Source organism: Blastomonas aquatica (assembly GCF_014639875.1).
In the GTDB taxonomy this organism is placed as follows: Bacteria; Pseudomonadota; Alphaproteobacteria; order Sphingomonadales; family Sphingomonadaceae; genus Blastomonas; species Blastomonas aquatica.
In genome coordinates this window covers 55,312-81,005 of sequence record NZ_BMGD01000005.1, presented here as the reverse complement: position 1 = coordinate 81,005, position 25,694 = coordinate 55,312, and the positions used below count along the sequence as shown (strand labels likewise).

At 63.0% G+C, this 25,694-nt stretch carries 27 protein-coding genes; 10 read left to right on the top strand and 17 right to left on the bottom strand.

Features of this window, described 5'->3' with window-relative positions; genetic code table 11:
• The first annotated feature begins 17 nt into the window (after positions 1-17).
• Together IEW00_RS13890 and ribB are read left to right on the top strand one after the other, a co-directional pair.
• On the top strand, positions 18-641 hold the full coding sequence (locus IEW00_RS13890; protein WP_188515024.1) for a riboflavin synthase: 624 nt from the start codon (positions 18-20) through the stop codon (positions 639-641).
• A gap of 58 nt (positions 642-699) precedes the next feature.
• Positions 700-1,980, top strand: coding sequence for a 3,4-dihydroxy-2-butanone-4-phosphate synthase (ribB, locus tag IEW00_RS13885; protein ID WP_188515023.1), 1,281 nt, complete (start codon positions 700-702; stop codon positions 1,978-1,980).
• A 24-nt stretch (positions 1,981-2,004) separates the two neighbouring features.
• Here the strand turns inward: ribB and IEW00_RS13880 are convergent, their stop codons facing one another.
• The 11 genes from IEW00_RS13880 to IEW00_RS13830 all read right to left on the bottom strand — a co-directional run bounded on the left by IEW00_RS13880 (position 2,005) and on the right by IEW00_RS13830 (position 10,969).
• Positions 2,005-2,358 carry a HesB/IscA family protein gene (locus tag IEW00_RS13880; protein WP_188515022.1) on the bottom strand — a complete coding sequence of 118 codons (354 nt, stop codon included), beginning with the start codon at positions 2,356-2,358 and terminating at the stop codon, positions 2,005-2,007.
• Positions 2,355-2,876, bottom strand: coding sequence for a DUF59 domain-containing protein (locus IEW00_RS13875; RefSeq protein WP_188515221.1), 522 nt, complete (start codon positions 2,874-2,876; stop codon positions 2,355-2,357). Before IEW00_RS13875 ends, IEW00_RS13880 begins: the two co-directional genes overlap by 4 nt.
• 5 nt (positions 2,877-2,881) lie before the next feature.
• Positions 2,882-4,105 (bottom strand): SufS family cysteine desulfurase, encoded by a 1,224-nt coding sequence (locus IEW00_RS13870; protein ID WP_188515021.1) that lies wholly within the window; start codon positions 4,103-4,105, stop codon positions 2,882-2,884.
• A complete protein-coding gene (locus tag IEW00_RS13865; protein ID WP_188515020.1) occupies positions 4,105-4,872 on the bottom strand; it encodes a SufD family Fe-S cluster assembly protein in 768 nt (255 codons plus the stop codon). The genes IEW00_RS13870 and IEW00_RS13865 overlap by 1 nt, the downstream gene beginning before the upstream one ends.
• Before the next feature lie 187 nt (positions 4,873-5,059).
• Complete coding sequence (sufC, locus tag IEW00_RS13860) at positions 5,060-5,800, bottom strand: Fe-S cluster assembly ATPase SufC (RefSeq protein WP_188515019.1); 741 nt, start codon at positions 5,798-5,800, stop codon at positions 5,060-5,062.
• On the bottom strand, positions 5,800-6,108 hold the full coding sequence (locus IEW00_RS13855; protein ID WP_188515018.1) for a hypothetical protein: 309 nt from the start codon (positions 6,106-6,108) through the stop codon (positions 5,800-5,802). The genes sufC and IEW00_RS13855 overlap by 1 nt, the downstream gene beginning before the upstream one ends.
• A 41-nt stretch (positions 6,109-6,149) precedes the next feature.
• Complete coding sequence (gene sufB, locus IEW00_RS13850) at positions 6,150-7,646, bottom strand: Fe-S cluster assembly protein SufB (protein ID WP_188515017.1); 1,497 nt, start codon at positions 7,644-7,646, stop codon at positions 6,150-6,152.
• Positions 7,643-8,113, bottom strand: a complete 471-nt coding sequence (locus tag IEW00_RS13845; protein WP_188515016.1) for an SUF system Fe-S cluster assembly regulator — start codon at positions 8,111-8,113, stop codon at positions 7,643-7,645. The genes sufB and IEW00_RS13845 overlap by 4 nt, the downstream gene beginning before the upstream one ends.
• A 333-nt stretch (positions 8,114-8,446) precedes the next feature.
• A complete protein-coding gene (locus IEW00_RS13840; RefSeq protein WP_188515015.1) occupies positions 8,447-9,346 on the bottom strand; it encodes a hypothetical protein in 900 nt (299 codons plus the stop codon).
• A gap of 111 nt (positions 9,347-9,457) precedes the next feature.
• A complete protein-coding gene (locus IEW00_RS13835) occupies positions 9,458-10,435 on the bottom strand; it encodes an acylglycerol kinase family protein (RefSeq protein WP_188515014.1) in 978 nt (325 codons plus the stop codon).
• A 6-nt stretch (positions 10,436-10,441) separates the two neighbouring features.
• A complete protein-coding gene (locus tag IEW00_RS13830; RefSeq protein WP_188515013.1) occupies positions 10,442-10,969 on the bottom strand; it encodes a DUF2141 domain-containing protein in 528 nt (175 codons plus the stop codon).
• Positions 10,970-11,103: 134 nt separating this feature from the next.
• Between IEW00_RS13830 and lptF the strand changes: the two genes are divergently transcribed.
• The 6 genes from lptF (at position 11,104) to IEW00_RS13800 (ending at position 18,964) form a co-directional block, all read left to right on the top strand.
• On the top strand, positions 11,104-12,309 hold the full coding sequence (lptF, locus tag IEW00_RS13825) for an LPS export ABC transporter permease LptF (RefSeq protein WP_188515220.1): 1,206 nt from the start codon (positions 11,104-11,106) through the stop codon (positions 12,307-12,309).
• A gap of 9 nt (positions 12,310-12,318) precedes the next feature.
• Positions 12,319-13,416: an LPS export ABC transporter permease LptG gene (lptG, locus tag IEW00_RS13820; RefSeq protein ID WP_188515012.1), complete on the top strand. Its 1,098-nt coding sequence runs from the start codon at positions 12,319-12,321 to the stop codon at positions 13,414-13,416.
• Between the two features lie 9 nt (positions 13,417-13,425).
• On the top strand, positions 13,426-15,006 hold the full coding sequence (locus IEW00_RS13815; RefSeq protein ID WP_188515011.1) for a lipopolysaccharide biosynthesis protein: 1,581 nt from the start codon (positions 13,426-13,428) through the stop codon (positions 15,004-15,006).
• 151 nt (positions 15,007-15,157) lie between these two features.
• A complete protein-coding gene (locus tag IEW00_RS13810) occupies positions 15,158-16,927 on the top strand; it encodes an AMP-dependent synthetase/ligase (RefSeq protein ID WP_188515219.1) in 1,770 nt (589 codons plus the stop codon).
• Positions 16,928-17,017: 90 nt separating this feature from the next.
• Positions 17,018-17,218: a zinc-finger domain-containing protein gene (locus IEW00_RS13805; RefSeq protein WP_188515010.1), complete on the top strand. Its 201-nt coding sequence runs from the start codon at positions 17,018-17,020 to the stop codon at positions 17,216-17,218.
• A 345-nt stretch (positions 17,219-17,563) separates the two neighbouring features.
• Complete coding sequence (locus IEW00_RS13800) at positions 17,564-18,964, top strand: DEAD/DEAH box helicase (protein WP_188515009.1); 1,401 nt, start codon at positions 17,564-17,566, stop codon at positions 18,962-18,964.
• Between the two features lie 121 nt (positions 18,965-19,085).
• Here IEW00_RS13800 and msrB read toward each other — a convergent pair whose 3' ends face one another.
• The 6 genes from msrB to IEW00_RS13770 form a co-directional block, all read right to left on the bottom strand.
• Positions 19,086-19,589, bottom strand: a complete 504-nt coding sequence (msrB, locus tag IEW00_RS13795) for a peptide-methionine (R)-S-oxide reductase MsrB (RefSeq protein WP_188515008.1) — start codon at positions 19,587-19,589, stop codon at positions 19,086-19,088.
• A gap of 82 nt (positions 19,590-19,671) precedes the next feature.
• Positions 19,672-20,910, bottom strand: a complete 1,239-nt coding sequence (locus IEW00_RS13790) for a cytochrome P450 (RefSeq protein WP_188515007.1) — start codon at positions 20,908-20,910, stop codon at positions 19,672-19,674.
• A gap of 319 nt (positions 20,911-21,229) precedes the next feature.
• Complete coding sequence (locus IEW00_RS13785; RefSeq protein WP_373282647.1) at positions 21,230-22,609, bottom strand: ammonium transporter; 1,380 nt, start codon at positions 22,607-22,609, stop codon at positions 21,230-21,232.
• A gap of 12 nt (positions 22,610-22,621) precedes the next feature.
• Positions 22,622-22,960 (bottom strand): P-II family nitrogen regulator, encoded by a 339-nt coding sequence (locus IEW00_RS13780; protein WP_054136003.1) that lies wholly within the window; start codon positions 22,958-22,960, stop codon positions 22,622-22,624.
• Between the two features lie 223 nt (positions 22,961-23,183).
• Positions 23,184-23,393 carry a putative signal transducing protein gene (locus IEW00_RS13775; protein ID WP_188515006.1) on the bottom strand — a complete coding sequence of 70 codons (210 nt, stop codon included), beginning with the start codon at positions 23,391-23,393 and terminating at the stop codon, positions 23,184-23,186.
• A 6-nt stretch (positions 23,394-23,399) separates the two neighbouring features.
• Positions 23,400-23,960, bottom strand: coding sequence for a pyridoxamine 5'-phosphate oxidase family protein (locus tag IEW00_RS13770; protein ID WP_188515005.1), 561 nt, complete (start codon positions 23,958-23,960; stop codon positions 23,400-23,402).
• 84 nt (positions 23,961-24,044) lie between these two features.
• Here IEW00_RS13770 and IEW00_RS13765 point away from each other — a divergent pair, with 84 nt between their 5' ends.
• Together IEW00_RS13765 and argB are read left to right on the top strand one after the other, a co-directional pair.
• On the top strand, positions 24,045-24,689 hold the full coding sequence (locus tag IEW00_RS13765; RefSeq protein WP_188515004.1) for a queuosine precursor transporter: 645 nt from the start codon (positions 24,045-24,047) through the stop codon (positions 24,687-24,689).
• Positions 24,686-25,636, top strand: coding sequence for an acetylglutamate kinase (gene argB, locus IEW00_RS13760; RefSeq protein WP_229737046.1), 951 nt, complete (start codon positions 24,686-24,688; stop codon positions 25,634-25,636). Before IEW00_RS13765 ends, argB begins: the two co-directional genes overlap by 4 nt.
• Positions 25,637-25,694: the final 58 nt, after the last annotated feature.

Here is a 25,694-nt window from a genome sequence, read left to right as displayed (position 1 = left end):
AAACAGACAGGACGACCATGTTCACAGGCATCATCACCGATATCGGCACCATCGACCATGTCGAACAGCGTGGCGACCTGCACGCGCGCATCCGCTGCGGCTATGACATGACAGGCGTCGCCATCGGCGCCTCGATCGCGTGCTCGGGCGCGTGCCTGACCGTCACCTCGAAGGGCGAAGACTGGTTCACCGTCGATATCAGCGCCGAAACCGTCAGCAAGACCAGCGCCGGACGCTGGCAGCAGGGCACCCGCCTCAACCTTGAACGCGCACTCAAGATTGGCGACGAACTGGGCGGGCATATCGTCACCGGGCATGTCGATGGCATGGGAACCGTGGCCGCGCGCGAATCCGAAGGCGATTCGATCCGCTTCACGATTGCGGCACCTCAGGCACTGGCCCCTTATATTGCCGCCAAGGGATCGATCACCGTCGAAGGCGTGTCGTTGACGGTCAATTCCCATGCCGACCAGAGCGATGGTAGCGTCCATTTCGGACTCAATATCATCCCGCACACCTGGGAGATGACCACATTGGGCGCGCTGCAACCAGGCGATGCGGTCAATCTGGAGATCGACGTGCTCGCGCGCTATCTGATGCGAATGAACGAGGTCAATGCGGCCAAATCCATTTCAATGTGATCTTGCCTTTACGACGCACATTCTGATGTGATATTGGGATTTCCGAAGGGAAATTCCGATGTCCGCACAGCTTATCGAACGTATCGTTGAAATCATCGAGGGTGGCCAGGAAAGCCGCGCCGGGCTCGCCCGCGCCGCAGGCCTGCACGCCAATTCGCTGCGCAAATTGGGCGAGCCTGACTGGAACCCCACCGCCGATACCCTGGGCAAGCTCGAGCGCTATCTGTCGCGTGATCCTGCCGGCGTGATGGCCACTGCCGAGGAAATCATCAACGAAGCGCGCAATGGCCGGATGTACATTCTGGTCGATGACGAAGATCGCGAGAACGAGGGCGATCTGATCATCCCCGCGCAGATGGCGACACCCGATGCGATCAACTTCATGGCGAAATATGGCCGCGGCCTGATCTGCCTGGCGCTGACCAAGGACAGGGTCGAGACTCTTGGGCTCAACCTGATGTCGCGGCACAACGGAACCCGGCACGAGACCGCGTTCACCGTATCGATCGAGGCACGCACCGGGGTCACCACCGGAATCAGCGCAGCCGACCGTTCGCGCACCGTGACCGTGGCGATCGATGCCGCCAAGGGCCCTGAGGAAATCGTCACCCCGGGCCATGTCTTCCCGTTGATGGCGCGCGATGGCGGCGTTCTGGTGCGTGCCGGTCATACCGAGGCTGCGGTCGATGTCTCGCGACTGGCGGGGCTCAATCCTTCGGGGGTGATCTGCGAGATCATGAACGACGATGGCACCATGGCGCGGCTCGACGATCTGATCGAGTTCGCGCACATCCATGGCATGAAGATCGGTACGATCCGCGACCTTATCGCCTATCGTCGCCGCAACGATCATCTGGTCGAAAAGCGCGCCGAAGTTCGTTTCACCAGCGAATTCGGCGGCGAGTGGAAGGCGATCGTTTTCTACAACAAGGCCGAAAAGACCGAGCAGATCGTGCTGCAGAAGGGCCATGTCGATCCCGACAAGCCCACCCTGGTGCGCATGCACGTGCTCAATCCCTTTGCCGACATCTTCGGCGAGACGGGTGCGCGATCAGGCCTGCTCGAGCGTGCGATGGAGATCATCGGCGCGGAAGGCTCAGGGCTGGTGGTGCTGCTCAACCGGCACGGAATCAACAGCCTGAGCCAGGCGATCCGGATGAAGTCCGGCGAGCAGCTGCCCGATATGGAAGAACTGCGCGATTATGGCATTGGCGCGCAAATCCTCACCGAAATGGGCGTGCAGGACATGCTGCTGCTGACCAACTCGCACCACAGCCTGGTCGGGCTTGACGGCTATGGCCTGTCGATCGTCGGCGAGCGCGCAATCAGCCCCGAATAACGGCCGGGCTGCCGGCGAGAGCGCTCAGACGGTAAAGCTCTCGCCGCAGCCGCAGCTACCCTTGGCATTGGGGTTGGCAAACACGAACCCTGCAGTGAAATCGTCCTCTACCCAGTCCATCACCGATCCGATCAGATACAGCACCGATCCGCCATCGACATAGAACACCCCGCCGGGGGTCTCGATCTTTTCGTCGAACTTGACCTCTTCGGTAACGTAGTCGACCGAGTAGGCCAGCCCCGAACAACCACGGCGCGGGGTTGAAAGCTTGACTCCGATCGCGCCTTCGGGTGCCTGCGCCATCAGATGCGTAATCCGCGCCTCGGCCGAGGGGGTCAGTGTCAGTGCGGCAGGCCGCGTGCGAGTGGTCGTCGTCATAACATTCCCATTTCGAGCTTGGCCTCATCGGTCATCTTGCCCGGGTCCCAGGGCGGATCCCAGACCAGGTTGACCTCGGCATGGCCGACGCCCGGCACGCCGCCGACCTGGAGTTCGATCTCTCCAGGCATCGATTCGGCAACCGGGCAATGCGGCGTGGTCAGCGTCATCGTGATGATCGCGTGGCCGTCATTGACCTCGACGCCGTAGATCAGGCCCAGATCATAGATGTTCACCGGGATTTCAGGGTCGTAAATGCTCTTGAGCGTGTCGATCACGGCTTCGTAGATGACGCCGCCGGGGCCATCCGGGGTGACGCCCTGCGGCTTTTCCTCGAGGAATCCGGCGAGATAATCGCGCTTGCGGCGGTAGCGTTCGCCCGCGCTTTCGGGTCCTGTCGTGTCGATCGCACGATCGACGCGTGTCTCCGACGTATCGATGGCATCATCGACCCGCGCCTTGGGCGGCTTGGCCACCGCGTCCACCTGCTCGACCATGATCTTTCCTGTTTCGTCCATCTCACTCATCCGAAAATCCTGCGTACCCGGTCGAGCCCGCGCACCAGGGCGTCAACGTCTTCGCTGCTGTTGTAGACTCCGAAGCTCGCGCGTGCGGTCGCGGGAACGCCAAGGTGATCCATCAGCGGCTGCGCGCAATGATGCCCGGCGCGGATCGCGACCCCTGCCTCGTCCAATATGGTGCCAATGTCGTGCGGGTGCACCCCCTGCATCTCGAACGAGAGGATGCCGGCACTGTCCCTGGGCCCGAACACCCGGATCGCATTGATCTGGCCAAGCGCATCCTGCGCCTCGGCAACCAAGGCGGATTCGTGCGCATGGATCGCCTGAACACCGATCGCCTCGACATAATCGATCGCTGCGGCCAGTCCGGCGGCTCCCACGATGTGCGGCGTTCCCGCCTCGAACCGCTGCGGCGGCGGGGCGTAGGTGGTGCGCGCGAAGGTCACGCGATCGATCATTGCGCCGCCGCCCTGCCAGGGTGGCATGGCATCGAGCAATTCCGCCCTGCCCCACAGCACACCGATCCCGGTGGGCCCATAAAGCTTGTGGGCGCTGTAAACATAGAAATCGCAATCGAGCGCGGCGACATCGACTGGCAGACGCGGCACCGCCTGGCAGCCATCGAGCAGCAGCAAAGCGCCGACCCCATGCGCCAGATCCGCCGCGCGCCTCGCATCGAGCACGCTGCCCAGCACGTTGGAAATATGCGCCAGTGCGACCATCTTGTGCCGCTCGGTGAGCATCTGTCCCAGCGTGTCGAGATCGATCTGGCCGTCCTCGGTCAACGGCGCGACATCGATATGCGCACCGGTGCGTTCTGCCACCAGCTGCCACGGCACGATGTTGCTGTGGTGCTCGAGCTGACTGAGCATGATGCGGTCGCCCGCCTTCAGGTTCGCCAGACCCCAGCTGTGGGCCACCAGATTGATGCCTTCTGTTGCACCGCGCACGAACACGGTTTCATCCTCGCGCCCGCCGATGAAGCGCGCCGCCTTGCGCCGTGCGCCTTCATACGAGACGGTCATGTTCGCCGAGCGCGCATAGACGCCGCGGTGCACGGTGGCGTAATCCTCGCCATAGGCCCGCGCGATCGCGTCGATCACCGCCTGCGGCTTCTGCGCGGTGGCGGCGGTGTCGAGATAGTGCCAGGGCTTGCCGTCTGCGGTGAACAGTCCGGGGAAATCGGCGCGGTGGTCGAGCAGGCGGGGTGCAGCGAGCGTTGCCATCACACCAGCCCCTCGAGCGCGGCGAGCGCCCGCGTCTCGATCGCCTCGCGTGCGGCATCATCGTTCAGCGATACGAACGCATCGGCGATGAACGCTTGCAGCATCAGCTTGCGCGCCAGCTGCGGCGGGATGCCGCGGGCGGCCATGTAAAACAGCGCCGCCTTGTCAAGCTCGCCCACGGTCGCGCCATGCGCGCACTTCACGTCGTCGGCATAGATTTCAAGCTCGGGCTTGGCGTTGGCGGTCGCGGTGCGGTCGAGCAGCATGGCTTTGACCGACTGCGACGCATCGGTCTTCTGCGCATGCCGCGCGACCGCGACCTTGCCGAGGAACGATCCGGTCGCATGGCCCGCGAGCACGCTGCGCACCACCTGGTTGCTGGTGGCATTGGGGTGCGCGTGGTTAACCTGCGTCACGATCTCGAGCGTCTGGTCTCCATTGCCCAGGATCGCGCCGCCCATCTCGAAATGCGCGCCTTCGTGCAGCAGCACGTTGACGCTCATCCGGCCATAATCGGCGTCGGTGGCCAGCAGATGCAGCGCAAAGGTCGCGCCGGCTTCGATCACGACATCGAGATCGGTGATAGACACGCCCGACATGACGACCGGAAGCACGATCTGCTTTGTCAGGGTTTCGCCCGCGGCCACAGTGATCCGCTCGGGCCCCTGCGGCACATCGCCCCAGACCCGCGCGAGCGCATCGAGATCGGCATAGCGCCACGCCTCGTCACGGCGCGTGGGGAGCGGGATGACGTTGGTTGCGGTCATCACAACAAACCCCCTCCCCCCTCGCGGGGGAGGGTTGAGGAGAGGGGGTTGGGCGTGTCGGCTCGATGCCGACGCGCGTGAGGGGCGGTTGCACTCACCCTCTCCCAGCTTCGACTAGGCGCTTGCAGCACCAAGTCTGCGCAACCCTCTCCCGTCAAGGGAGAGGGGAAATGCGTCAGTGTGCCCATCACGCCGCAGCCTCGTAACCCTGCTCTTCCAGCTCGAGCGCCAGTTCGGCGCCGCCGGTGCGCACGATGCGGCCGCCGGCCAGCACATGGACGAAATCGGGCTTCACCAGATCGAGCAGCCGCTGATAGTGGGTGATCAGCAGCACCGCGCGATCGGGCTTGCGCATGATGGTGTTGATGCCTTCGCCGACGATGCGCAGCGCGTCGATGTCGAGCCCGGAGTCGGTTTCGTCAAGCAGTGCGAGCTTGGGATCGATGATCCCCATCTGCACCATCTCGTTGCGCTTCTTCTCGCCGCCCGAAAAGCCGACGTTCACCGGCCGCTTGAGCATGTCCATGTCCATCTTGAGCAACGCGGCCTTTTCCTTGGCCAGCCGGATGAACTCCGCGCCCGACAGCGGCTCCTCGCCACGCGCGCGGCGCTGTGCGTTGAGGCTCTCGCGCAGGAACTGCAGGTTGGAGACGCCGGGGATCTCGACCGGATACTGGAAGCCGAGGAACAGGCCCGCGGCGGCGCGCTCATGCGGTTCGAGTGCGAGCAGGTCCTGCCCGTCGAACGTCGCCGAACCTTCGGTCACTTCGTACCCGGGCCGTCCGCCCAAAGTATAGGCCAGCGTAGACTTGCCCGCGCCGTTCGGCCCCATGATCGCGTGGATCTCGCCCGCGTTGATGGTGAGCGAAAGGCCCTTGAGGATGTCAGTGCCACCGATGGTGGCGTGGAGGTTATTGATTTGGAGCATTAATCTATTTTCCGTCCTTCGCGAACCATTGGCTCGAGCTGAGCATTGGCCTCAGCAATATAAAACGCGGCGGTTTCATCCGGGCTTTTCCCTGCAATGACAAACTCACGCTTCCGTCGAAAGATATCTGCCAACGCTTCTTGCAAGGCAGCTACTTCGTTCTCACACGCCGTCAAAATCTCTTTAGCGACATCAGCGGACTGCCGCGTGTCTGCCCGCCGGTCAAATGCTCCGCCCCCAGTGCAATCGAGATATGCTCCCAGTGACTCACCCGCTATTTTCTCGTTCGCAAACCAATCAAGGTTCATTGGCGGCGATGCAGATGTGAAAAGTAGCACGAGCAAAAGCATCACCCCACACTCCCCTCGAGCGAAATCCCCAGCAGCTTTTGCGCTTCGACCGCGAATTCCATCGGCAACTGCTTGAGCACCTCGCGCGCGAAGCCGTTGACGATCAGCGCCACCGCGTCCTCTGCGCTTAGCCCGCGCTGCATCGCATAGAACAATTGATCGTCGCTGATCTTGCTGGTGGTCGCCTCATGCTCGATCTGCGCGGATGGATTGCGCACTTCGATATATGGCACGGTATGCGCGCCGCATTGGTCGCCGAGCAGCAAGCTGTCGCACTGGGTGAAGTTGCGCACGCCCTCCGCGCCGGGGGCAACGCGCACCAGCCCGCGATAGGTGTTGTTGCTGCGTCCCGCACTGATCCCCTTCGACACGATCGTCGAGCGCGAGCCCTTGCCGTTGTGGATCATCTTGGTGCCGGTATCGGCCTGCTGGTAGTTGTTGGTGACCGCGACCGAGTAAAACTCGCCGACGCTGTCCTCACCGTTGAGCACGCACGAGGGGTATTTCCACGTCACGGCAGAGCCGGTCTCGACCTGCGTCCAGCTGATCTTGCTGCGCGCGCCCTGCGCGAGGCCGCGCTTGGTGACGAAATTGTAGATGCCGCCCTTGCCGTCGGCATCGCCGGGATACCAGTTCTGCACGGTCGAATATTTGATCTCGGCATCGTCCATCGCGACCAGTTCGACCACTGCGGCGTGAAGCTGGTTCTCGTCGCGCTGCGGCGCGGTGCAGCCTTCGAGATAGGACACATAGCTGCCCTTGTCGGCGATGATCAACGTGCGCTCGAACTGGCCGGTGTTCTCCGCGTTGATGCGGAAATAGGTGCTGAGCTCCATCGGGCATCGCACGCCTTCAGGGATGTAGACGAAGGTGCCATCGGAAAAGACCGCGCAGTTCAATGTCGCGAAATAGTTGTCGCGCACCGGCACGACCTTGCCCAGCCACTTCTGCACCAGCTCGGGATATTCGCGGATCGCCTCGCTGATCGACATGAAGATCACGCCGGCGCGGCTCAATTCCTCGCGGAAGGTGGTCGCGACAGAGACGCTGTCGAATACAGCATCGACAGCGACGCGGCGCGCACCTTCGACATTGGCGAGCACCTTCTGCTCTTCAATGGGGATGCCCAGCTTCTTGTAGACTTCCAGGATCTGCGGATCGACCTCGTCCAGGCTGCCCAGCTTGGGCTTGGCCTTGGGCTCGGCGTAATAATAGGCGTCCTGATAGTCGATCGGCGGCACGTTGAGCTTGGCCCAATCGGGGGTCTCGAGCGTCTGCCAGATGCGGAACGCCTTCAGCCGCCAGTCGAGCATCCATTGCGGCTCGTTCTTCTTGGCGCTGATATAGCGCACGGTGTCTTCGGTCAGGCCCTTGGGGGCCATTTCCTGCTCGATGTCGCTGGAAAAGCCCCATTCATAGGTGCTCGCCTTTTCCGCCGCCGCCCATGCGTCTGCGTCGCGCGGCTTGGTGTCTACAGGAGTGCTGTCGTCGGTCACGTTGTAGTCCTTTCGCCGACCTTCTTGAGGTCGAGCGCATGTTCAGGGCGCCTGGGGTCTGAGATATGCTGGCCCAGGCTGGCCAAGGTCACCCCGGCAAGCGCGGAGCGGATGGTGCGGTTGACGATCTGCCAGTGCGGGCGGACATGGCAGCTGCCCTCCATCGCGCACTCGCTGGCATGGTCGCCTGCGCATACGGTGATTTCGATCGGCCCATCGACAGCCTCGACGATGTCGGCCAGCGTAATCGCGGCAGGCGGGCGCGATAGGCGAAACCCGCCGCCCGCACCCCGGACCGATTCGATCAGACCGGCGGCCGACAGCTTGCTCACCAGCTTCTGTGCGGTGGGCAAAGGCAGCCCGGTCTCGGTCGCCAGCGCGCGGGCATTGCACCGCATCCCACCGCAATGACGGGCAGCGGCGCTCATCAGCACCACGGCGTAATCGGCAAGACTGGACATGCGCATAGGGCTTGGCCTATTAATCGGAGTGAATCGTTCCGATTACGAGATGGCGGTTTTGGGCAGGAAAATCAAGGGTGAAGATGGGAGTTCCGCGTTCCCAACTACGCATCCCTTGAAAGCCCTCCCCCTGGATGGGGGAGGGTTGGGTGGGGGTGATCTCTCCGGATTGTGCGAGAGGTGCGTTTGCGCGCCGCTGGTGCCCAGCCGCACCATCACCCTCGCCGCTGCGACTAAGGCAGTCCTTCGACAAGCTCAGGACTGCCAAGTCTCGCTGCCTCTCCCATCAAAGGAGAGGCATGATGCGGGCCATGCTCACCAGGCATCCCCCAATATTCGCTACTTCACCGCGCCCGATCGCAGCAGCCTGGGCACCAGGAACACCGCCGCGACCAAAGGCCATTTACGCTGCCAGGGTTTGATCGTGATCTGCGTGCCCGCGTGGCGGTTGATCTTCCACGCGAGATAATCGATCCCACCGGCAAAGGTGAAGCTTGCCTTGGCGAGGCGCGCTACCGTCAGCCGTTTGCCGCGCCGTCTGAGCGCTTCCCAGCGGTTTTCAGCTTCGGCGCGCGGCATCGCGGCGATATCGGGATGTTCGCGCATGATCGTCTCGCCGACCCGTGCATAATAGCCGGGCGCGAAATCGACCACCTTGTCGGGACGGTCGCCACGCTCGGCGCGCAGTTCGGCACCGTAAGTGCGGGTAAAGCCGGTGCGCCAGGCCGCCAGCGGATCAGCGGACGCGGTATCTGTCAGTGGCGCAGCGTGGCGCAGCAGCGTGACCACCGCATCGCACAGCGCATCCAGCGCAGCATCGCGCGCCGCATCATCGGCGCTCCACACCAGCCGCACCGGCTGCGCAAAGCGCGCCCAGACCGAGACATCGCGCGCCTGCATCGAGCAAGCCCGGGCGAGATCGGCCTCAGACAGCACCGCATATTTCGCCGCGAGATTCGCGTGTGCAGCGGGAAACACATTGGGCGGGATCAGCGCATTGGCACGCGCCATCCATCCGCCTTTGCCAGCCTGGCGATAGGCAGCGGTATAGTCCGACACGATCACATAGAAATCGAGCATGAGCCCATCGAGCTGCGCCTCGCGCAGGCACGACCCATAGAAGATCACCGCGCGCGCGGTATCGCCGAAGGGCCGCGCCAGTTCGGCGGCGAAGGCGGACACGCGCGGATCGACCGGCTGCAGCGCCTCGGCGGCGATCAGGGATTTAAGAGAGTCCACCGTACGATCCAAATTCTTCCGTCACCCCCGCGAACGCGGGGGTCCCGCTTCCTTGTGAGCGCCGCTTCTATAGCGGGATTCCCGCTTGCGCGGGAATGACGAACAAAGCGATCAAGCCGCCAGCCGCAGGAACGGCACCGGATCGGTCGAGCGCAGGATGATCGGCTTGCCCGCGCTGGCCTCGAAGATCTCGCCATCAAGCACCACACGGCTGCGGCTGCGGTCGGAGTCGATGCGGATCATGTCCTCGCGTGCGAGATGCACCCCGCGACCGCGCCGCGTGCCGAACCGGCCCATCAGCGTGTCGATCAGCATCGTGGTCAGGCCCGCGCCATTATGTTCCACCGCAATGAACTTCAGTTGCCCGGTGGGGGAGCTGCCTGCCTCTGCGCGGCTTCCCAGCAGAAGCTTCTCGAGCGTCGTCACCATCACCACGATGAAGCTGCCGTTGAGCTCGCCCTTCTGGAAATACGAGATCCGCAGCGCCGAGCGGGTGATCGGCAAAAACTTGGCGGTGAGACCGAACAGCATCGTGAACAGCCCCGCGACCGCCGCGATGAAATGGCTGATCGAATTCGGCAGGCCGAGCGGGTAGATCTTCTGGCGGCAGTACAAGATGATCTCGGCCAGGCCTGCGCCGCCCATGAACATGCCCAGCACCGGGCGGCCATCCTCGCCATCGGTCAGCGCAATCAGCTGGCGCACCACGATATGGCTCTCCAGGTCGTTGCGCGCGATGTCGACGATCCGGTCGAGCGTTGGGATCGGCTTGCCGCTGGCACCCAGATCGAGCGCGATCAGGTTGGTCTTGCCGTTGGGCAGTACCGCCACCGGGGGCGGGTTTTTGCCGAAATGGCCGCCATGATACAGCTCGGTCAGCGTCGCCTGTACGGTGCCGTCACCCCCGTTGATGACCAGCACCTTGGGCTTGACCAGGGCGATCGCGCGCAACGCGTCGGCAATCTGGTGGACCTCTTCCACTTCGTAATGGAAGATATCCGGGTTGCGCGCGCAGTAATCACGCACCGCCGGCAACAGGGCCTTGTTGCCGGTGGAACGCGGATTGGAAATGAGCGCAACGAGGGTCATTTGGGTTTATCCTATCGGCTTGATCGTCATGCCCTGGCGGTAGTTCAAAACCACCTGGATGCGCGTTACGCCGGAACCGACCCGGATAGCGGTCTTGCCCGCAGAGGGCTTGAGACTGAGCAGCGAAAGCGAAGGGTTGTTCGAAAACCCGCCGCCATCGTTCCAGCCGGACTTGCCGCTGCCATCCACATCGTGGCGAACGGCGATGCCGTACGCTCCCGTCGCAGGGAGAGGGACGCAGAAATTCATCTTCCCGCCGCGGGGGGCGACGGGGGTATCGATGCGGTTGATCCATTCGCCCTTTTCGAGCCAGCTGTCCTTGGTCGCAGGGTATGCCTGCACCCGCACGCGACCTGTCGCAGCCTTGAACCCGCTGACCTCGACATGCACCGCAGGGCCGGATGCACCGGCGCCGCATTTGCGCATGTCGTTGGAGATTTCCTGCCGCTGCGCGCTGGCCACAGGCACGGCAACTGCAAAGACAAGAGTGCCTGCAGCCGCGATGGCCAGTGATTTTGCCGCAATTTTGAACATGACGTAATCAATCCCAGAAGCTATAGCCGGACCGCTCCGGATGGCGCGGTTTGGCTGATGAGCCCCCTTTACCCGTCTGCTTATGGGAAGCGTTTGCGGCCAAATCATGGTGACAGGGCGACAATAAGTTGAAATTGATAACCGCCACAGACGCTTATATCGCCCGTCTCGTCTTCTTCCCGCTCGTCGGCACGCTGGTCATCGCAGCCATGCTGCTGGTGCTGGACAAGATGCTGCGGTTGTTCGATTTCGTCGCTGCCGAAGGTGGCCCGGTAAGCGTCGTGTGGCGAATGCTCGCCAACCTGATCCCCGAATATCTCTCGCTGGGCATCCCGATTGGCCTGCTGATCGGCATCCTTCTTGCCTTCCGCAAGCTGGCGATGTCGTCCGAACTCGACGTATTCCGCGCGGTGGGCCTCAGCTACACCCGGCTGCTGCGGGTGCCGTACATGTTTGCGGTCGGCCTGATGCTCGTCAACCTGGCGCTGGTCGGCTATATTCAGCCCAAGGCGCGCTATGCCTATGAAGAGCTGGGCTTCGAACTGCGCTCAGGTGCGCTGGGTGCATCGATCAAGGTCGGCGAATTCACCCAATTTGGTGACAGCATGACGATGCGAATCGAGCAGAGCCAGAACAGCGGACGCGAGCTGTTCGGCATCTTCGTGCGGGCAGAGGCAAGTTCAGGCACCTCGCTGTCGGTTAGCGCCGAACAGGGCAAGTTCCTGGCGACCGACGACCCCAACACCATCATCCTGCGACTCACCAATGGCACGCTGATCCACAACGCCCCGGGCTATGATACGCCGCGGGTGCTGACCTTCTCGAACCACGACCTTCCGATCGACCTGCCCCGGATCGAGTCCTTCCGGGGGCGCGGTGGTGGCAAGGACCGGGAATACACCATTCCCGAACTGGTCCGCATCGGCGGAGATGGCACCATCCCCGAGCAGCAGCGCAACCAGACTCGCGCCAATTTCCATTTCCGCATGGTCGAGGTCGTCATGATGCTGTTGATGCCGCTGCTCGCGCTGGCGCTGGCAATCCCCCCCAAACGCTCGACCTCGGCGCTGGGTGTTTTCCTTTCGATCGTGATCATAGTGACCTATCATAAAATCAACGAATATGGCGAAGATGTCGGCGCGCTGGGGCTGGTCGATCCGATCATCGCCTTGTGGCTGCCGTTTGCGCTGTTTGCCTCGCTGATTGGGTGGATGTACTATCAAGTTGCCTTCGTGCCCGGCGGCCAGCCGATCGGCACGCTGGAAAAGCTGTTTTCCAAATCGGGTGCGGCGATCCGCGGGCTGTTCAGCTTTGGCCGCAAGCGGTCCTTCCAGGAATAGGCCGGCGCGATGCAGTTTGAATTTTTCCCCTCACGCACCGTCGCTGTCTATATGGCACGCAAGTTCCTCACCAGCATCCTGGCGGTGGCGGCCTTGCTGTTCATCGTGCTGCAGTCGCTCGACCTGCTGGGGGAAAGCGGCAAGATTCTCGCTTATCCGGGTAACGGCCAGGCCCAATTGCTGACCTATATCTCGCTTCGCGCACCACAAATCATCGATCTGGTGCTGCCGTTCTCGGTTCTGCTGGCAACGATCATTACGCTGGCGACGCTCAACCAGAACAGCGAAGTCGTGGCGATGAAGGCCTCGGGGCTCTCGGCGCATCAGGTGCTGGCACCGCTGCTGATCGCGGCGCTGGGCGTTTCGGTCATCACCTTCGTGTTTTCCGAACGGATCTTGAGCCGCGCCACCGCGACGCTGAGCGCCTGGGAGCAGGCCGAGTTCGGCCCGATCCCGCGTGATTCCAACGTCAAGGCCAATGTCTGGGTGCGCGATGGCGACAGCATCATCCAGGCAGATACGGTCGAAGGCACCGGCCCTGCCACGCGTCTGACCGGAATCTCGGTCTATGTCCGTGACAAGGAAGGTGGCCTTGCGCGCATCGTCAACGCGACCGAAGGCGTCTATACCGGCAACGGTTGGAAGCTGACCGACGCCAGCCAGTTCGATGTTATCACCGGCAAGAAAGAGGAATTGGGCAACATCACCACCGCAGGCGGGGTGCGGCCCGACCAGTTCACGCTGAGCAAGGTCAACCCCGAGGGCATGTCGTTCCTGCAATTGTGGTCGGCGATCGAAGAGCTCAAGGAAGCAGGCCGCCCAACGGCATCGCTCGAATCCAATCTGTGGCACAAATTGTCGGGCCCGCTCTCGGCACTGCTGATGCCGTTGCTGGGCGCGGTCGCTGCCTTTGGCCTGGCGCGCTCGGGCCAGCTGTTCATCCGCGCGGTCATCGGCATGGCGTTGGGTTTTGCCTATTTCGTTGCCGATAACTTCGCGTTGGCTATGGGCAATCTGGGTGCATATCCCCCGTTTCTTGCCGCATGGTCGCCGTTCCTGCTGTTCTTGATGGTGGGCGAGACCGTGCTGATCCGTACCGAGGAATAGGCAGCGACCGTGCCACCCGATCCTGCGGACCCTGCCCAGCGCTCCGCCGACACAACGGCCGATCCCGGCAAAGCTCCCCTCGGCGCACCTGCTGTCAGCCGCGCCGATGTGGCTTCCGGTGCGGCACTTTCGGGGCTCGCCCGGATGGGCGCGGTCATCGAGATCGTTACCCAGCCCGCGTTCGTGTGGATGTACGGGCTGGCGACCTATGGCACCTATATCGTGCTGTGGGCGGCGGTGAACCTGCTGGCGACGCTGACCACATTGTCGCTGGCGCAGGGACTGCAGAGATCGATCCCCGCTGCGCAGACCCGCGCGGCAGAGCACGGCGCGGTGCGTTATGCGCTGCTGATAACGGTAATCCCATCGACGCTGCTCGCCTTGGCCATATCGATCGCCGCGCCCTGGATCGCGCCGGCATTTGCGGTCGAGCCCGCGATGCGCGCGGCGTTACCCCAGATGATCGCACTGTTCGTGTGGACGCTGCCGCTGACCGTCGCGCTCGAAATCGCCACCGCCGCTGCGCGCGCCAAACGTGCGTTTGGCCCCGAAATCCGGTTGCGGCTGTTCTGGGAGCAGATTGCCCGGCTGATCGTCGCGGTGGCGCTCTATGTGCTGGGTGTGCAGTTGTTCGGGCTGTTCATCGCGCATATCGTGTCGCTGGCGATCACCGCGTGGCTGTCTGTGCGGCTGCTCGGCCGTTATTATGACCTTGCGCTGCTGGCGCGCGCACCGATGTCGAAGCCGCTGCGGCGCGAAACGCTGAAAAGTGGCCTCGCGACCATGCCCCCCAATCTGGCGCGACGCGCGTTCAACGATCTGCCCCCGGTGCTGCTGGGCCTGGCGTCGATCGGCGGCGGCGGCGCGGTCGCAGCCGGACTGTTCGGCATCGCGCGCAAGATCGCATCGGTGCCTCTGATCGTCCGCCAGACCTTTTTGTATGTGATGGCGCCGCTGAGCGCGGCCCAGGGTGCCGCCGACCGCGCAGAGATTGCGCCCTTGTACCGTTTCGCAAATCGGCTGGCGGCGATCATCGTGCTGCCACTGACCGGGGTGATGATCGCGGGCGGCGATGCGTTGTTGTTGCTGTTCTCGCCCGAGGCTGCAGCCGCTTTGCCCGTGCTAGTCGTGTTGCTGGTCGGCCGCGCGGGCGAGACGATCCTGGGCGCGGCAACCCCGATCATCGAGATGACCGGTCACCGTATCCTGCCGCTGGCCAATTCCATTCTCGGAATCGCAGTTGCCGCCCTGATCGGCTGGCTCGCGGTGCCCACGCTCGGCGCAACCGGCATGGCTTTGGCGGTCAGCGCCGGGGTCGTTGTTTCGAGCTGGTCGGCGGTCGCCGAATTGTGGTGGAGCGAAAGGCTAGGCCCCTTTGACAGCCATTTCCTGCGCGCACTGGCTTGCGGCGTGGCTGGACTGGCGCTGTTGTGGCTGGTCGGCATGGCGCTGGACGACCTTCCCATGGCCGTGCGCGCCGGAGTCCAGTTCGTGCTGTTCTTCCCCCTGGTCTGGCTGGGATTGAAGCTGGGGCTCGATGCCGAGGACAAGCATGCGCTGGGCCGAGCAGGCCGGGCATTGCGGATTTGACCTGCGAGCACCAATTGCGGCGGTATCCAAACCCCGCTAGACCCATGCCGACAAGACCGCACACCCAACACGCGGCGTTTTGAGGAGCCTGATACCGGTGATCGCCAACACGTCCCTCGACCAGTTCAAGGATTTCGACAATCTGGTCGGCATGTTCTTCGCCCGAGCCGACGAGCTGGGCGACCGGCCCTTCCTTTGGGCCAAGCGCGGCGGGGCATGGACCCCGACCAGCTGGCGACAGGCAGCAGGACAGGTCGCCGAGCTTGCGCATGCGCTCAAGGACATGGGGCTGGCGCGCGGTGACCGGGTGATGCTGGTCAGCGAAAACCGCCCCGAATGGTGCATCGCCGACCTTGCGATCATGGCGGCAGGCTGCGTTACCGTGCCGACCTACACCACCAACACCGAGCGCGACCACCAGCACATCCTCGACAATTCGGGTGCACGCGCGGTGATCGTATCCGATGCCAAGCTCGCCAAGACGCTGCTGCCTGCGGTGCTGCGCGCGGGCAACGCCTGGCATGTCATCGGCATGGATGCGATGAAGATCGGCCAGGCGAGCCGTTTTCGCGCGCACAACTGGGGCGATCTGGTGACGGGCGATCCCGAGCGCCAGGCCCGGCTGATGCAGCAGGTGCGCGCCGATGCCGCAACCCTGACCCGCAACGATACCGCGTGCATCATCTACACCAGTGGCACCGGCGGAGCACCGCGCGGGGTGATGCAGCACCACGGTGCGATCCTGCACAACGTTGCCGGTCCGACCCGTGTCATCGCCGAGGATTTCGGCTGGGAGGACGAGATTTTCCTTTCGTTCCTGCCACTCAGCCATGCCTACGAACACAGCGCAGGGCAGTTCTTCCCGATCGGGCTGGGCGCGCAGATCTATTATTCCGAAGGGCTGGAAAAGCTCGCGAGCAACATCGAGGAAGTCCGCCCGACGATGATGGTCGTGGTTCCAAGATTGTTCGAGGTGCTGCGCGCGCGCATTCTCAAGCAGATCCAAAAGCAGGGCAAGGTTGCCAACTTTCTGTTCGCACGCGCAATGGCGCTGGGCGAAAAGCAGCTGGGCGGCCGCGCCGGCCTGATCGACAAGCCGATGGATTTCATCCTGTCGAAAAGCCTGCGTCCCAAGATCCAGGCGCGCTTCGGCGGGCGGGTCAAGGCGATGGTATCTGGCGGCGCGCCGCTCAACCCCGAGATCGGCGTGTTCTTCCATTCGCTCGGAATCACTGTGCTGCAAGGCTATGGCCAGACCGAGGCCGCACCGATCATCGCGTGCAACCGCCCGGCGGTCGGCATCAAGATGGACACGGTCGGACCACCTCTCGCAGATACCGAGGTCAAGATCGCCGAAGATGGCGAGATCGTGGTCCGCGGCGAGCTGGTGATGCATGGCTATTGGCAAAACCCCGAAGAGACCGCACGCGTGCTCAAGGATGGCTGGCTGCACACCGGTGACATTGGCCATATCGATGAGGCCGGGCGGATCGCGATCACTGATCGCAAGAAGGACCTGATCGTCAGCGACAAGGGCGACAATGTTTCCCCGCAAAAAGTCGAGGGGATGCTGACACTGCAACCCGAAATCCACCAGGCGATGGTGATGGGCGACCGCAGGCCCTATCTGGTCGGGCTGGTGGTGCCCGATCCCGAATGGACGATGGAATGGGCCTCGGCGCAGGGCCTCAAGCTCGATTTTGCCGAGCTTCAGGCCAACCCCGCGTTCAAGTCCGCGGTCCGCGCGGCGATCGACCGGGTCAACGCCGATCTTTCGGTGATCGAGAAGGTCCGCCAGTTCAGCTTTGCCGATGAACCCTTCGGAATCGACAATGGCGAGATGACCCCGTCGATGAAGATCCGCCGCCACGTCATCCGCGGGCGATACCAGGACCGTCTCGACAGGCTGTACAAGAGCTGAGAGGCGCGGGGTTGAGGGGTGTCGGTCACGGTGCGGCTAAGTTGAAACCCCGATTGCGCAGCTGCAGCATCTTTGATAATCGCGGTGCCCATGATCACGCCCCCTGAAACCATCCGCACCACCACCCCCCGCGTCGCCTGCGATGGCGCCAGCGATGTTCGCGGTGGCGCGGCGCTGGGCCACCCCCGTGTCTGGCTGCAGATCGACGAAAAGGGCTATGTCGAATGCGGCTATTGCGACCGGCGCTTCGTCCTTACAGGCGGCCCTGCGGACATCCAGACAGCGGCCTGAAGATCGCGTCTGAACCGCACTCAACCGGCGTTTCCGCGAATTTTCTTGCTATTGGGCCGACTTGTCGTCATATGCGCCACCAAGCAGCGCGCCTAGGCCCGGGAATCCTTCCCGGCGCCCCTTACGAACCGGCAGCGTGAACGCCGATCTGTTTCGATCCCGCAAAGGGAACCGGCACAGGTCCGAATGGCCGGGTCTTGAAACCCCGCTGCTTATCCCAGAACATCCCAATTCACGCGGGGCGTTTACCTGAAGTTTCTGGACCTCCAGAAGCTTCTGAACCCCGCAATGCGCGCGCCGCCTGTTACAGGTAGGCCAGCGCCTTGCTCTGTATTGAGTAAAATTATGTCTTTTTTCCATGAACTTGGCCTTGCCGACCCGATCCTCCGCGCGCTCGATGCCAAGGGTTACGACACCCCGACACCGATCCAGAAGGACGCCATCCCCGCATTGCTGCAGGGCCGCGATCTGCTCGGCATCGCGCAGACCGGCACCGGCAAGACCGCAGCCTTCTCGCTGCCTTCGCTGCACCACCTCGCCAAGGAAACCAAGGGCCGCACCCATAAGGGCGTGCGCATGCTGGTGCTTTCGCCGACCCGTGAGCTGGCTGCGCAGATCGCTGAGAACATCCGCGAATATGCGCGCTTCCTCAACCTGTCGGTCAACTGCATCTTTGGCGGCGTGCCGATCTTCCAGCAGAAGAAGAAGCTCGCTCCCGGCACCGACGTTCTTGTCGCCACGCCTGGTCGTCTGCTCGATCTGATCGAGCAGCGCGCAGTGACGCTCGAGAACGTCGAGATCTTCGTGCTCGACGAAGCCGACCAGATGATGGACCTGGGCTTTATTGTTCCCTTGAAGCGCATCGCATCGATGCTGCCCAAGAACCGCCAGAGCCTGTTCTTCTCCGCCACCATGCCCAAGGCGATTGCCGAACTGGGGGCGCGATTCCTCAACAACCCGGTTCGCGTCGAAGTCGCCCCGCAGGCGACCACGGCCGAGCGCGTCGAACAGTATGTCACCTTCGTCAGCCAGAGCGAAAAGCAGGCTCTGCTCACGCTCAAGCTGCAGGAAATCCGCCCCGAACGCACGCTCGTCTTCACCCGCACCAAGCATGGCGCGGACAAGGTGGTGCGCGCGCTGGCAGGAGCCGGCATCCGCTCTGCCGCGATCCATGGCAACAAGAGCCAGGGCCAGCGCACCGCAGCGCTGAAGGCGTTCAAGGACAACGAGATCAAGGTGCTGATCGCCACGGATATCGCGGCGCGCGGCATCGACATCACCGGTGTCAGCCATGTGTTCAACTATGATCTGCCCAATGTGGCCGAGCAGTACGTCCACCGCATCGGCCGGACCGCGCGTAATGGCGCAGACGGCATCGCCATCGCCTTCGTCAGCGGTGACGAGCGCGGCCTGCTCAAGGACATCGAGCGCCTGACCAAGGTCAAGCCCGTCCCGATGCCACTTCCCAAGGGCTTCAGCGAAGCTGCAGCGCAGCTTCCGCCTCCGGCCAAGGCCCCTGCAAACTCAGGCGGCCCCGGTGGTCGCGGTGGTGAGCGCGGTGCCCCAGGTGGCCGCAACTACGGCCCCAAGCGTGATGGCGATCGTCGTCGCGCAGGTGGCGGCGGTCGTCCCGGTGGCGGCGGTGGTCGCTCGGGTGGCGGTGGCCGTCCCGGCGGTGGTGGTGGCGGCGGTGCCCGTGTGGGCGGCGTCGGCGCACACAAGGATAGCGTCAAGCGCATCGGTTGATCACAAAATACCGTCACGCCTTAATCCCGTTCTCCGGCGAAAGCCGGAGTCCAGGGGCGAGGTTACATTGTGGCCGCTCTGGATTCCGGCTTTCGCCGGAAAACGGCGGCCATTTGTGTGTTTACGCCTTGCTAACCCGGAACAACATCGCGTCGCCGTTCATGCAGTAGCGCTTGCCGGTGGGCTTGGGGCCGTCATCGAAGACATGGCCCAGATGCCCGCCGCAGCGCCGGCAGTGCACCTCGACGCGGGCATAGCCGAGCAGGCGATCGGTGCTGGTGCCCACCGCCTTGGGCAGCGGCGCATAGAAGCTCGGCCAACCGGTGCCGCTGTCGTACTTGGTTTTCGATGAGAACAGCGGCAGCTGGCAACCGGCGCAAATGAAGGTTCCGGCGCGCTTTTCCTTGTCGAGCGGGCTCGAAAACGCGCGCTCGGTGCCTTCCTTGCGCAGGACGTAATATTGGTCCGCACTCAGCTGGCGCTTCCATTGCGCATCGGTCTTGGTGATCTCGAACTTCGTGCCGGACTTTGCGCTTGCCCCGCCCAAGCCGCACGATCCCAGCCCGAACAGGCCAATTCCCGCTGCGCCTATAAGCCCGCGTTCAAAGAATGTGCGTCTGTCCATCTGACCATCCCGTCCTGTGCGCGTGTCAAGCCGGGTTCGACCGGGACACTGGCTCAGTTACGCCGGATCAGCCGATTCGGCTTCAATATTTGCTCAGTTGCACCTGCATCGCGCGATAGCCGTGGACGAAACAGGCACGTACCCGCTCGGGTTCGGCGAGCACATTGACCCGCATCCGGCGCTTGGCCATTTCCTCGAGCAGGATCGCAATCTGCAGTTCGGCGAGCCGCGCACCGACGCAGCGGTGGATGCCGTATCCGAACGCCAGATGCCGCCGCGCATTCTCGCGGTCGACGATGATCTTGTCAGCGTCCTCGAACACGCTCTCGTCGCGATTGCCCGAAATGTACCACAGAGCGAGCTTGTCGCCCTTCTTGATCTGTTTGCCGAACAGGTCGTAATCGGCGAGCGCGGTGCGGCGCATGTGCGCGAGCGGGGTCTGCCAGCGGATGATTTCCTGCACCGCATTGGGGATCAAAGCAGGGTTCTGCTCGAGCTTTTCGCGCTGTTCGGGGAACGTGTGCAAGCCATAGGCGAGGCCCGACATCGTATTGCGGGTGGTGTCATTGCCGCCAACGATCAGCAGGATGAGATTGCCCATGAATTCGAGCTCGTCCATCTCGGCCATCGCATCCGAATGGATCATCATCGAGATTAGATCAGGCGTCGGCTCGGCGTTGATCTTGGCGTCCCACAGCTTCTTGAAATAGGCACCCATTTCATAAAGATGCTTGAGCCGCTCGGCGCGCAGGTCCTCGTTGTGCACCAGCTCGATGTCACCCGCCCAATCGGACCATTCGGTCAGCTTGCGGCGGTCAGCCCAGGGGAAATCGAAAAGGATCGCCAGCATCTGCGTGGTCAGCTCGATCGACACGGTATCGACCCAGTCGAACGGCTTGTCCCAGGGCAACGTGTCGAGCAATTCGGCAGTGCGCATGCGAATGTCGTCCGACATGCGCTTGATCTCGGATGGCGTGAACGCGGGCGCGACAGTGCGGCGCTGCCCGGTGTGCTTGGGGCGGTCCATCGCGATGAACATCGGCATCACCAGTTCAGTACCGTCGTCGATCCTGTCGGCCAGCGTGATGCCGCCATGTTCGTAGGAGGACGAGAAGATCTCGGGCAACGCCTCGACGTGCTGGATGGCCTTGTGGCTGCACACGTTCCAGAAATCACCGAACGATCCGCCCTGGGTCCAGTGGATCGGGTCTTGCGCGCGCATCTGGGCAAAGGGTTCCTGCCAGCGGTCATCGACATACCATGAGGCATCGCTCATGTCGTAGGTCAGCTCAGCGCCGGGTTCTTTCAGTACGGTTGCCATGGCTCTCTCTCCTTGCTCTGCGCAAAACATCCGGGTTGCGATGAGCCCGGCGGTGCCGCTTGTTCGCGGTCTAGATGACAAGGTGTCATCTTACTGACAGCTTTGTCAATATAGTTTCGATCTGAAACCTTGTCGCGGGAGAGTTCTGCGCGACCAGACGAAGCCACCTGCGCGCTGGGCGATCATTGCGACGCGACGGATAGGCACAAAAAAGGGCCGGGATGTTGCCATCCCGGCCATGAGTTGTCAGTTCGCAGGAGGAACCTCTGGAGGTCTGTGGCGGAGCTAGCGGTTCCCGCCACAGACCAAACTTGAAAACTCAGTAATTGTAAGCCCGCTCGCCATGCTCGCCGAGATCAAGCCCTTCGCGCTCCACCTCTTCAGAGACGCGCAGACCGGTCAGCAACTTGGCGACATAGAAGGCGATTGCGGCGGCAACGGCAGCCCAGACGACCGCGATCCCGACGGCCTGAATCTGGATAACCAGCTGGCCGACCAGATCGTAATCGTCCGCGCCGGGGCCACCCAGAGCGGGCAGCATGGTGACGGCGGTGCCGATCGATCCGATGATGCCGCCGATGCCGTGGATACCAAAGGCGTCGAGCGAGTCGTCAAGTGCAAGCTTGGGCTTGAGCGAAACCACGAACCAGGCGCAGACGATGGCTGCGATGGCACCCAGCAGGATGGCACCGAACGGTCCGCTGTTCCCGGCGGCGGGTGTCACCGCGACCAGACCGGCGATGGCTCCCGAACAGGCGCCGAGCAGCGAGCCCTTGTGGCCCATCACACGCTCGGTCAGCATCCAGAACAGCACACCGGCAGCGGTGGCGACGAAGGTGTTGATCAGCGCAAGACCGGCCGAGCCATTGGCTTCGAGCGCGGAGCCGGCGTTGAAGCCGAACCAGCCCACCCACAGCAGACCGGTACCGATCAGCGTCATGGTCAGCGAGTGCGGTGCCATGGTGTCCTTCTTGTAGCCCAGCCGCGGGCCAATGATCATGGCGCCGACCAGCGCCGAGATACCGGCATTGATGTGCACCACGGTGCCGCCAGCGAAATCGAGCGCGCCCATTTCGAAGATGAGGCCACCGGTCGCCCAGACCATGTGCGCGATCGGGAAGTAGCCGATGGTCAGCCAGACTGCGGCAAAGATCATCAATGCCGAGAACTTCATCCGCTCGACCAGGCCGCCCACCACCAGCGCCACGGTGATCGCGGCGAAGGTCATCTGGAAGGCGATGAAAACATATTCGGGGATCAGGAAGCCATCCGAGAAGGTGGCGGCGGTGGAGTCGGCGTTGGTGTTCGCCAGGAACAAATTGCCCCAGCTGACGAAGGCGTTGCCCTCTGGTCCGAATGCTGTCGAATAGCCGTAGATCACCCAGATGATCATCGCGAGGCTGGCCACCGCAAGGATCTGCGTCAGCACCGACAGCATGTTCTTGGTGCGGACAAGGCCGCCATAGAACAGCGCCAGGCCCGGAACGATCATCGCCATCACCAGCACGGTGGACATCATCATCCAGGCAGTGTCGCCCTTGTCGACGACGGCGGCGACTTCGGCGGCAGCTTCAGCGACCGGAGGTGCTGCTTCGGCAGCCTCTTCGACGACTTCCTGCGCCCATGCCTGCGCCGATACGATCAGTGAAAGCGCGGTCGTCCCGACGGCAGCGCCCATCTTGTGCATAGGTTTCATCATTCCCCCTTCCCCTTACAGTGCCGTGTCGCCGGTCTCGCCGGTGCGGATGCGCGTCGCAGCCGCCAGGTCGAGAACGAAGATCTTGCCGTCACCGATGGAATCCGTGTTCGCGGCCGCCTGAATGGTCTCGACCACCTGCGGTGCGATATCGTCGCTCGCCGCGATCTCGATCTTGAGCTTGGGCACCATGTTGGTGGTGTACTCCGCGCCGCGATAGATTTCGGTCTGGCCCTTCTGGCGGCCAAAGCCCTTGACCTCGGTCACGGTCATGCCGGCGATCCCCAGGCTGGTGAGCGCTTCGCGCACCTCGTCCAGCCGGAACGGCTTAATTATGGCAATGATGAATTTCATTACGCCCCCTTTGTAATTTTGTTGCGAAGCTGTGCCTCGTCACCGCTAGAAAGCTACGCAAGCCACGTGCCAATTGGCGCAAACCCGCAAATCCTAATGAATCGCTAAGGTTGCGGCGGGGGATCAGTTCAAATTTTGTGCAGTTGCGAACAGATGTGCAATTTTTAGGCAGATGTTATGCGGCAATTGCACACATATCGAGCGATGCCGGGGTGAGAAGGCCTTAAGCCTCGCCGAGCCCCTCAAGCACCGCGCGGGCGCGCGCTGCGTCTTCGGGCAGTACCATGACGCGCGCCGGGGTCATGAACCCCAGGCCCAGCCCCGCCATTCCGCCATCAAAGATATGCGCATCGATGCCCTGCGCACCCAGCGCCAGCCGGGCCATCTCGGCCTCGATCCGATCGGAATATTCTGCAATCGCTTTCAGGCTCACGCGCGATCAGCCCTCGACGTCGGTGAAAAAACGCGTGGTGGGCGTGGTGGGCAGGCCATCAATCGAGCGGGTCGCACTGGCGGCTTCGGCCAGCCATTCCTCGGCGTCGCTCTGGCGGTGCGCCTTTTTCAAGGTCTGGCGCTCGCGCTCGAAGTCCATGACCGGAACGCCCCAGCCGCAGCTGGTCTGCACGCTGTCGACCGCGATGTCGAAGATCTGGCGGGTGCCAGGCAGGATGCTGAAGTGCCCGGCAAGCGCATCCCAGTCGGCATGCTGCGGCAGCACCGGACGCCCCCGGCCATAGATGCGCAGGATCAGCGCGGGGTTTTCGAATGCGCAGAACATGATGGTGATCCGGCCATCAGCCACCAGATGCGCGTGCGTCTCGTTGCCCGATCCGCCCAGATCGAGATAGCCGACGCGCGATGGCGAGAGCACGCGGAACGAGTCATAGCCCTTGGGGCTGAGGTTGATCCGCGCATCGGCCGCTGCAGTGGCGACAAAGAACACTGGCTGGCGGGCGATGAAGGCGGTGTGTTTTTCGCTGAGCGTATCGCTGAATTCCATTGCGGCAGTGTGGGCGATGATGCGCCGCCGCGCAAGTGCGTGCCCCCTTCCCCCCGCCTGAAAAAGCCATTACGGCACGTGCGCATGACAACAGTCCCAGCCGCCGGAAACCCCGGCATTCCGCGCTCGCTTTATGTGCTCTCCGTCTTTTATGGCGGCATGGTGTGCCTGGCTGGCGTGCTGGGCAACAAGCAGGTCTCTATCGGCCTGCTGGCGGTCGAAGCGGGAATCTTCGCCTTCTTGCTGCTGGTCGTCGTCTCGAGCGCGATCGCCGAACTGCATGGCCGCGACACCGCCAACAGCCTGGTCAAGTTCGGTTTTATCCCGTTGCTGTTTGCCATGGCGCTGTCGTGGATCGTCTATGCGCTGCCCGCATCGCCCGACATGGCGCCCGAAAACGCAGCTGCGATCCAGCTGATCCTCGGCGCGACGGGGCGCATCTGGGCTGCGGGGGTGTGCGCTTATGGTGTCTCGCAGTTCCTCAACGTCTATATCTTTTCAAAGCTGCAGAACATGCCCGGCCGCTGGCTCGCGGTGCGCGGTGTGATCGCCTCGGCGCTCTCGCAGATCGTCGATACGCTGATCTTCGTCACCATCGCGTTTTACGGTGTATTCCCGATCGGCCAACTGCTGGTCGGCCAGATGGCCGCCAAGGTCGCGCTGTCGGTGGCTTTGGTGCCGTTCCTGATTGTGTTCTTCGTCCGTCTGGGCAAAAGGCTCGACGCATGAGCGATACCCAGACCCCCAACTCCGGCCCCGATTCCGGTCCCAGCTCCGGCGGAGACCACGTCCACGATCCCGCGCTGCTCGCCAAGGCCGAGACGCTGACCGAAGCGCTGCCGTTCATGCAGCGTTATGCGGGCAAGAGCTTCGTCGTCAAATATGGCGGCCATGCGATGGGTGACCCTGAACTGGCGCGCGATTTCGCCGAGGATGTGGTGTTGCTCAAGGCGGTGGGGATCAATCCCGTCGTCGTGCATGGCGGCGGCCCGCAGATCGGCGCGATGCTCAAGCGCCTGGGCGTGCAATCACAGTTCGTCGATGGGCTGCGGGTCACCGACCAGGAGACCGCGAACATCGCCGAAATGGTGCTGGGCGCGATCAACAAGGACATCGTCACCTGGATCGGAGCGGCGGGTGGCAAGGCGATCGGCATCAGCGGCAAGGATGCAGGCTTCGTCCGCGCGAGCAAGGTCGAGCGCACCAAGCGCGATCCGGACAGCAATATCGAGCAGGCGATCGACCTCGGCTTTGTCGGCGAGCCCGAAGCCATCGACTGTTCGGTGCTCAAGACGATATCGGATGCAGGGATGATCCCGGTGATTTCGCCGATTGGCGTCGGCGCCGATGGCCAGACCTACAACATCAACGCCGACACGATGGCGGGCGCGGTTGCAGCAGCGCTGGGCGCATCGCGATTGTTCCTGCTCACCGATGTCGCAGGCGTGCTCGACAAGGCGAAGAAGCTGCTATCGGATCTCACCCCTGCCGACATCGCGGCGCTTCGCACCGATGGCACGATCAGCGGCGGGATGATCCCCAAGCTGGAGACCTGCGTGCACGCGGTAGAACAAGGCGTTGATGCAGCGGTTGTCCTTGATGGGCGGGTACCGCACGCGATGCTGCTGGAAATCTTTACCTCGCGCGGCGCCGGAACGCTGATCCGCGCCGGATGATCCTTGCAGCGACAGCCGAAGCGCTTTAGTCTTGTAATACACCATGCCCGGCCCTAAA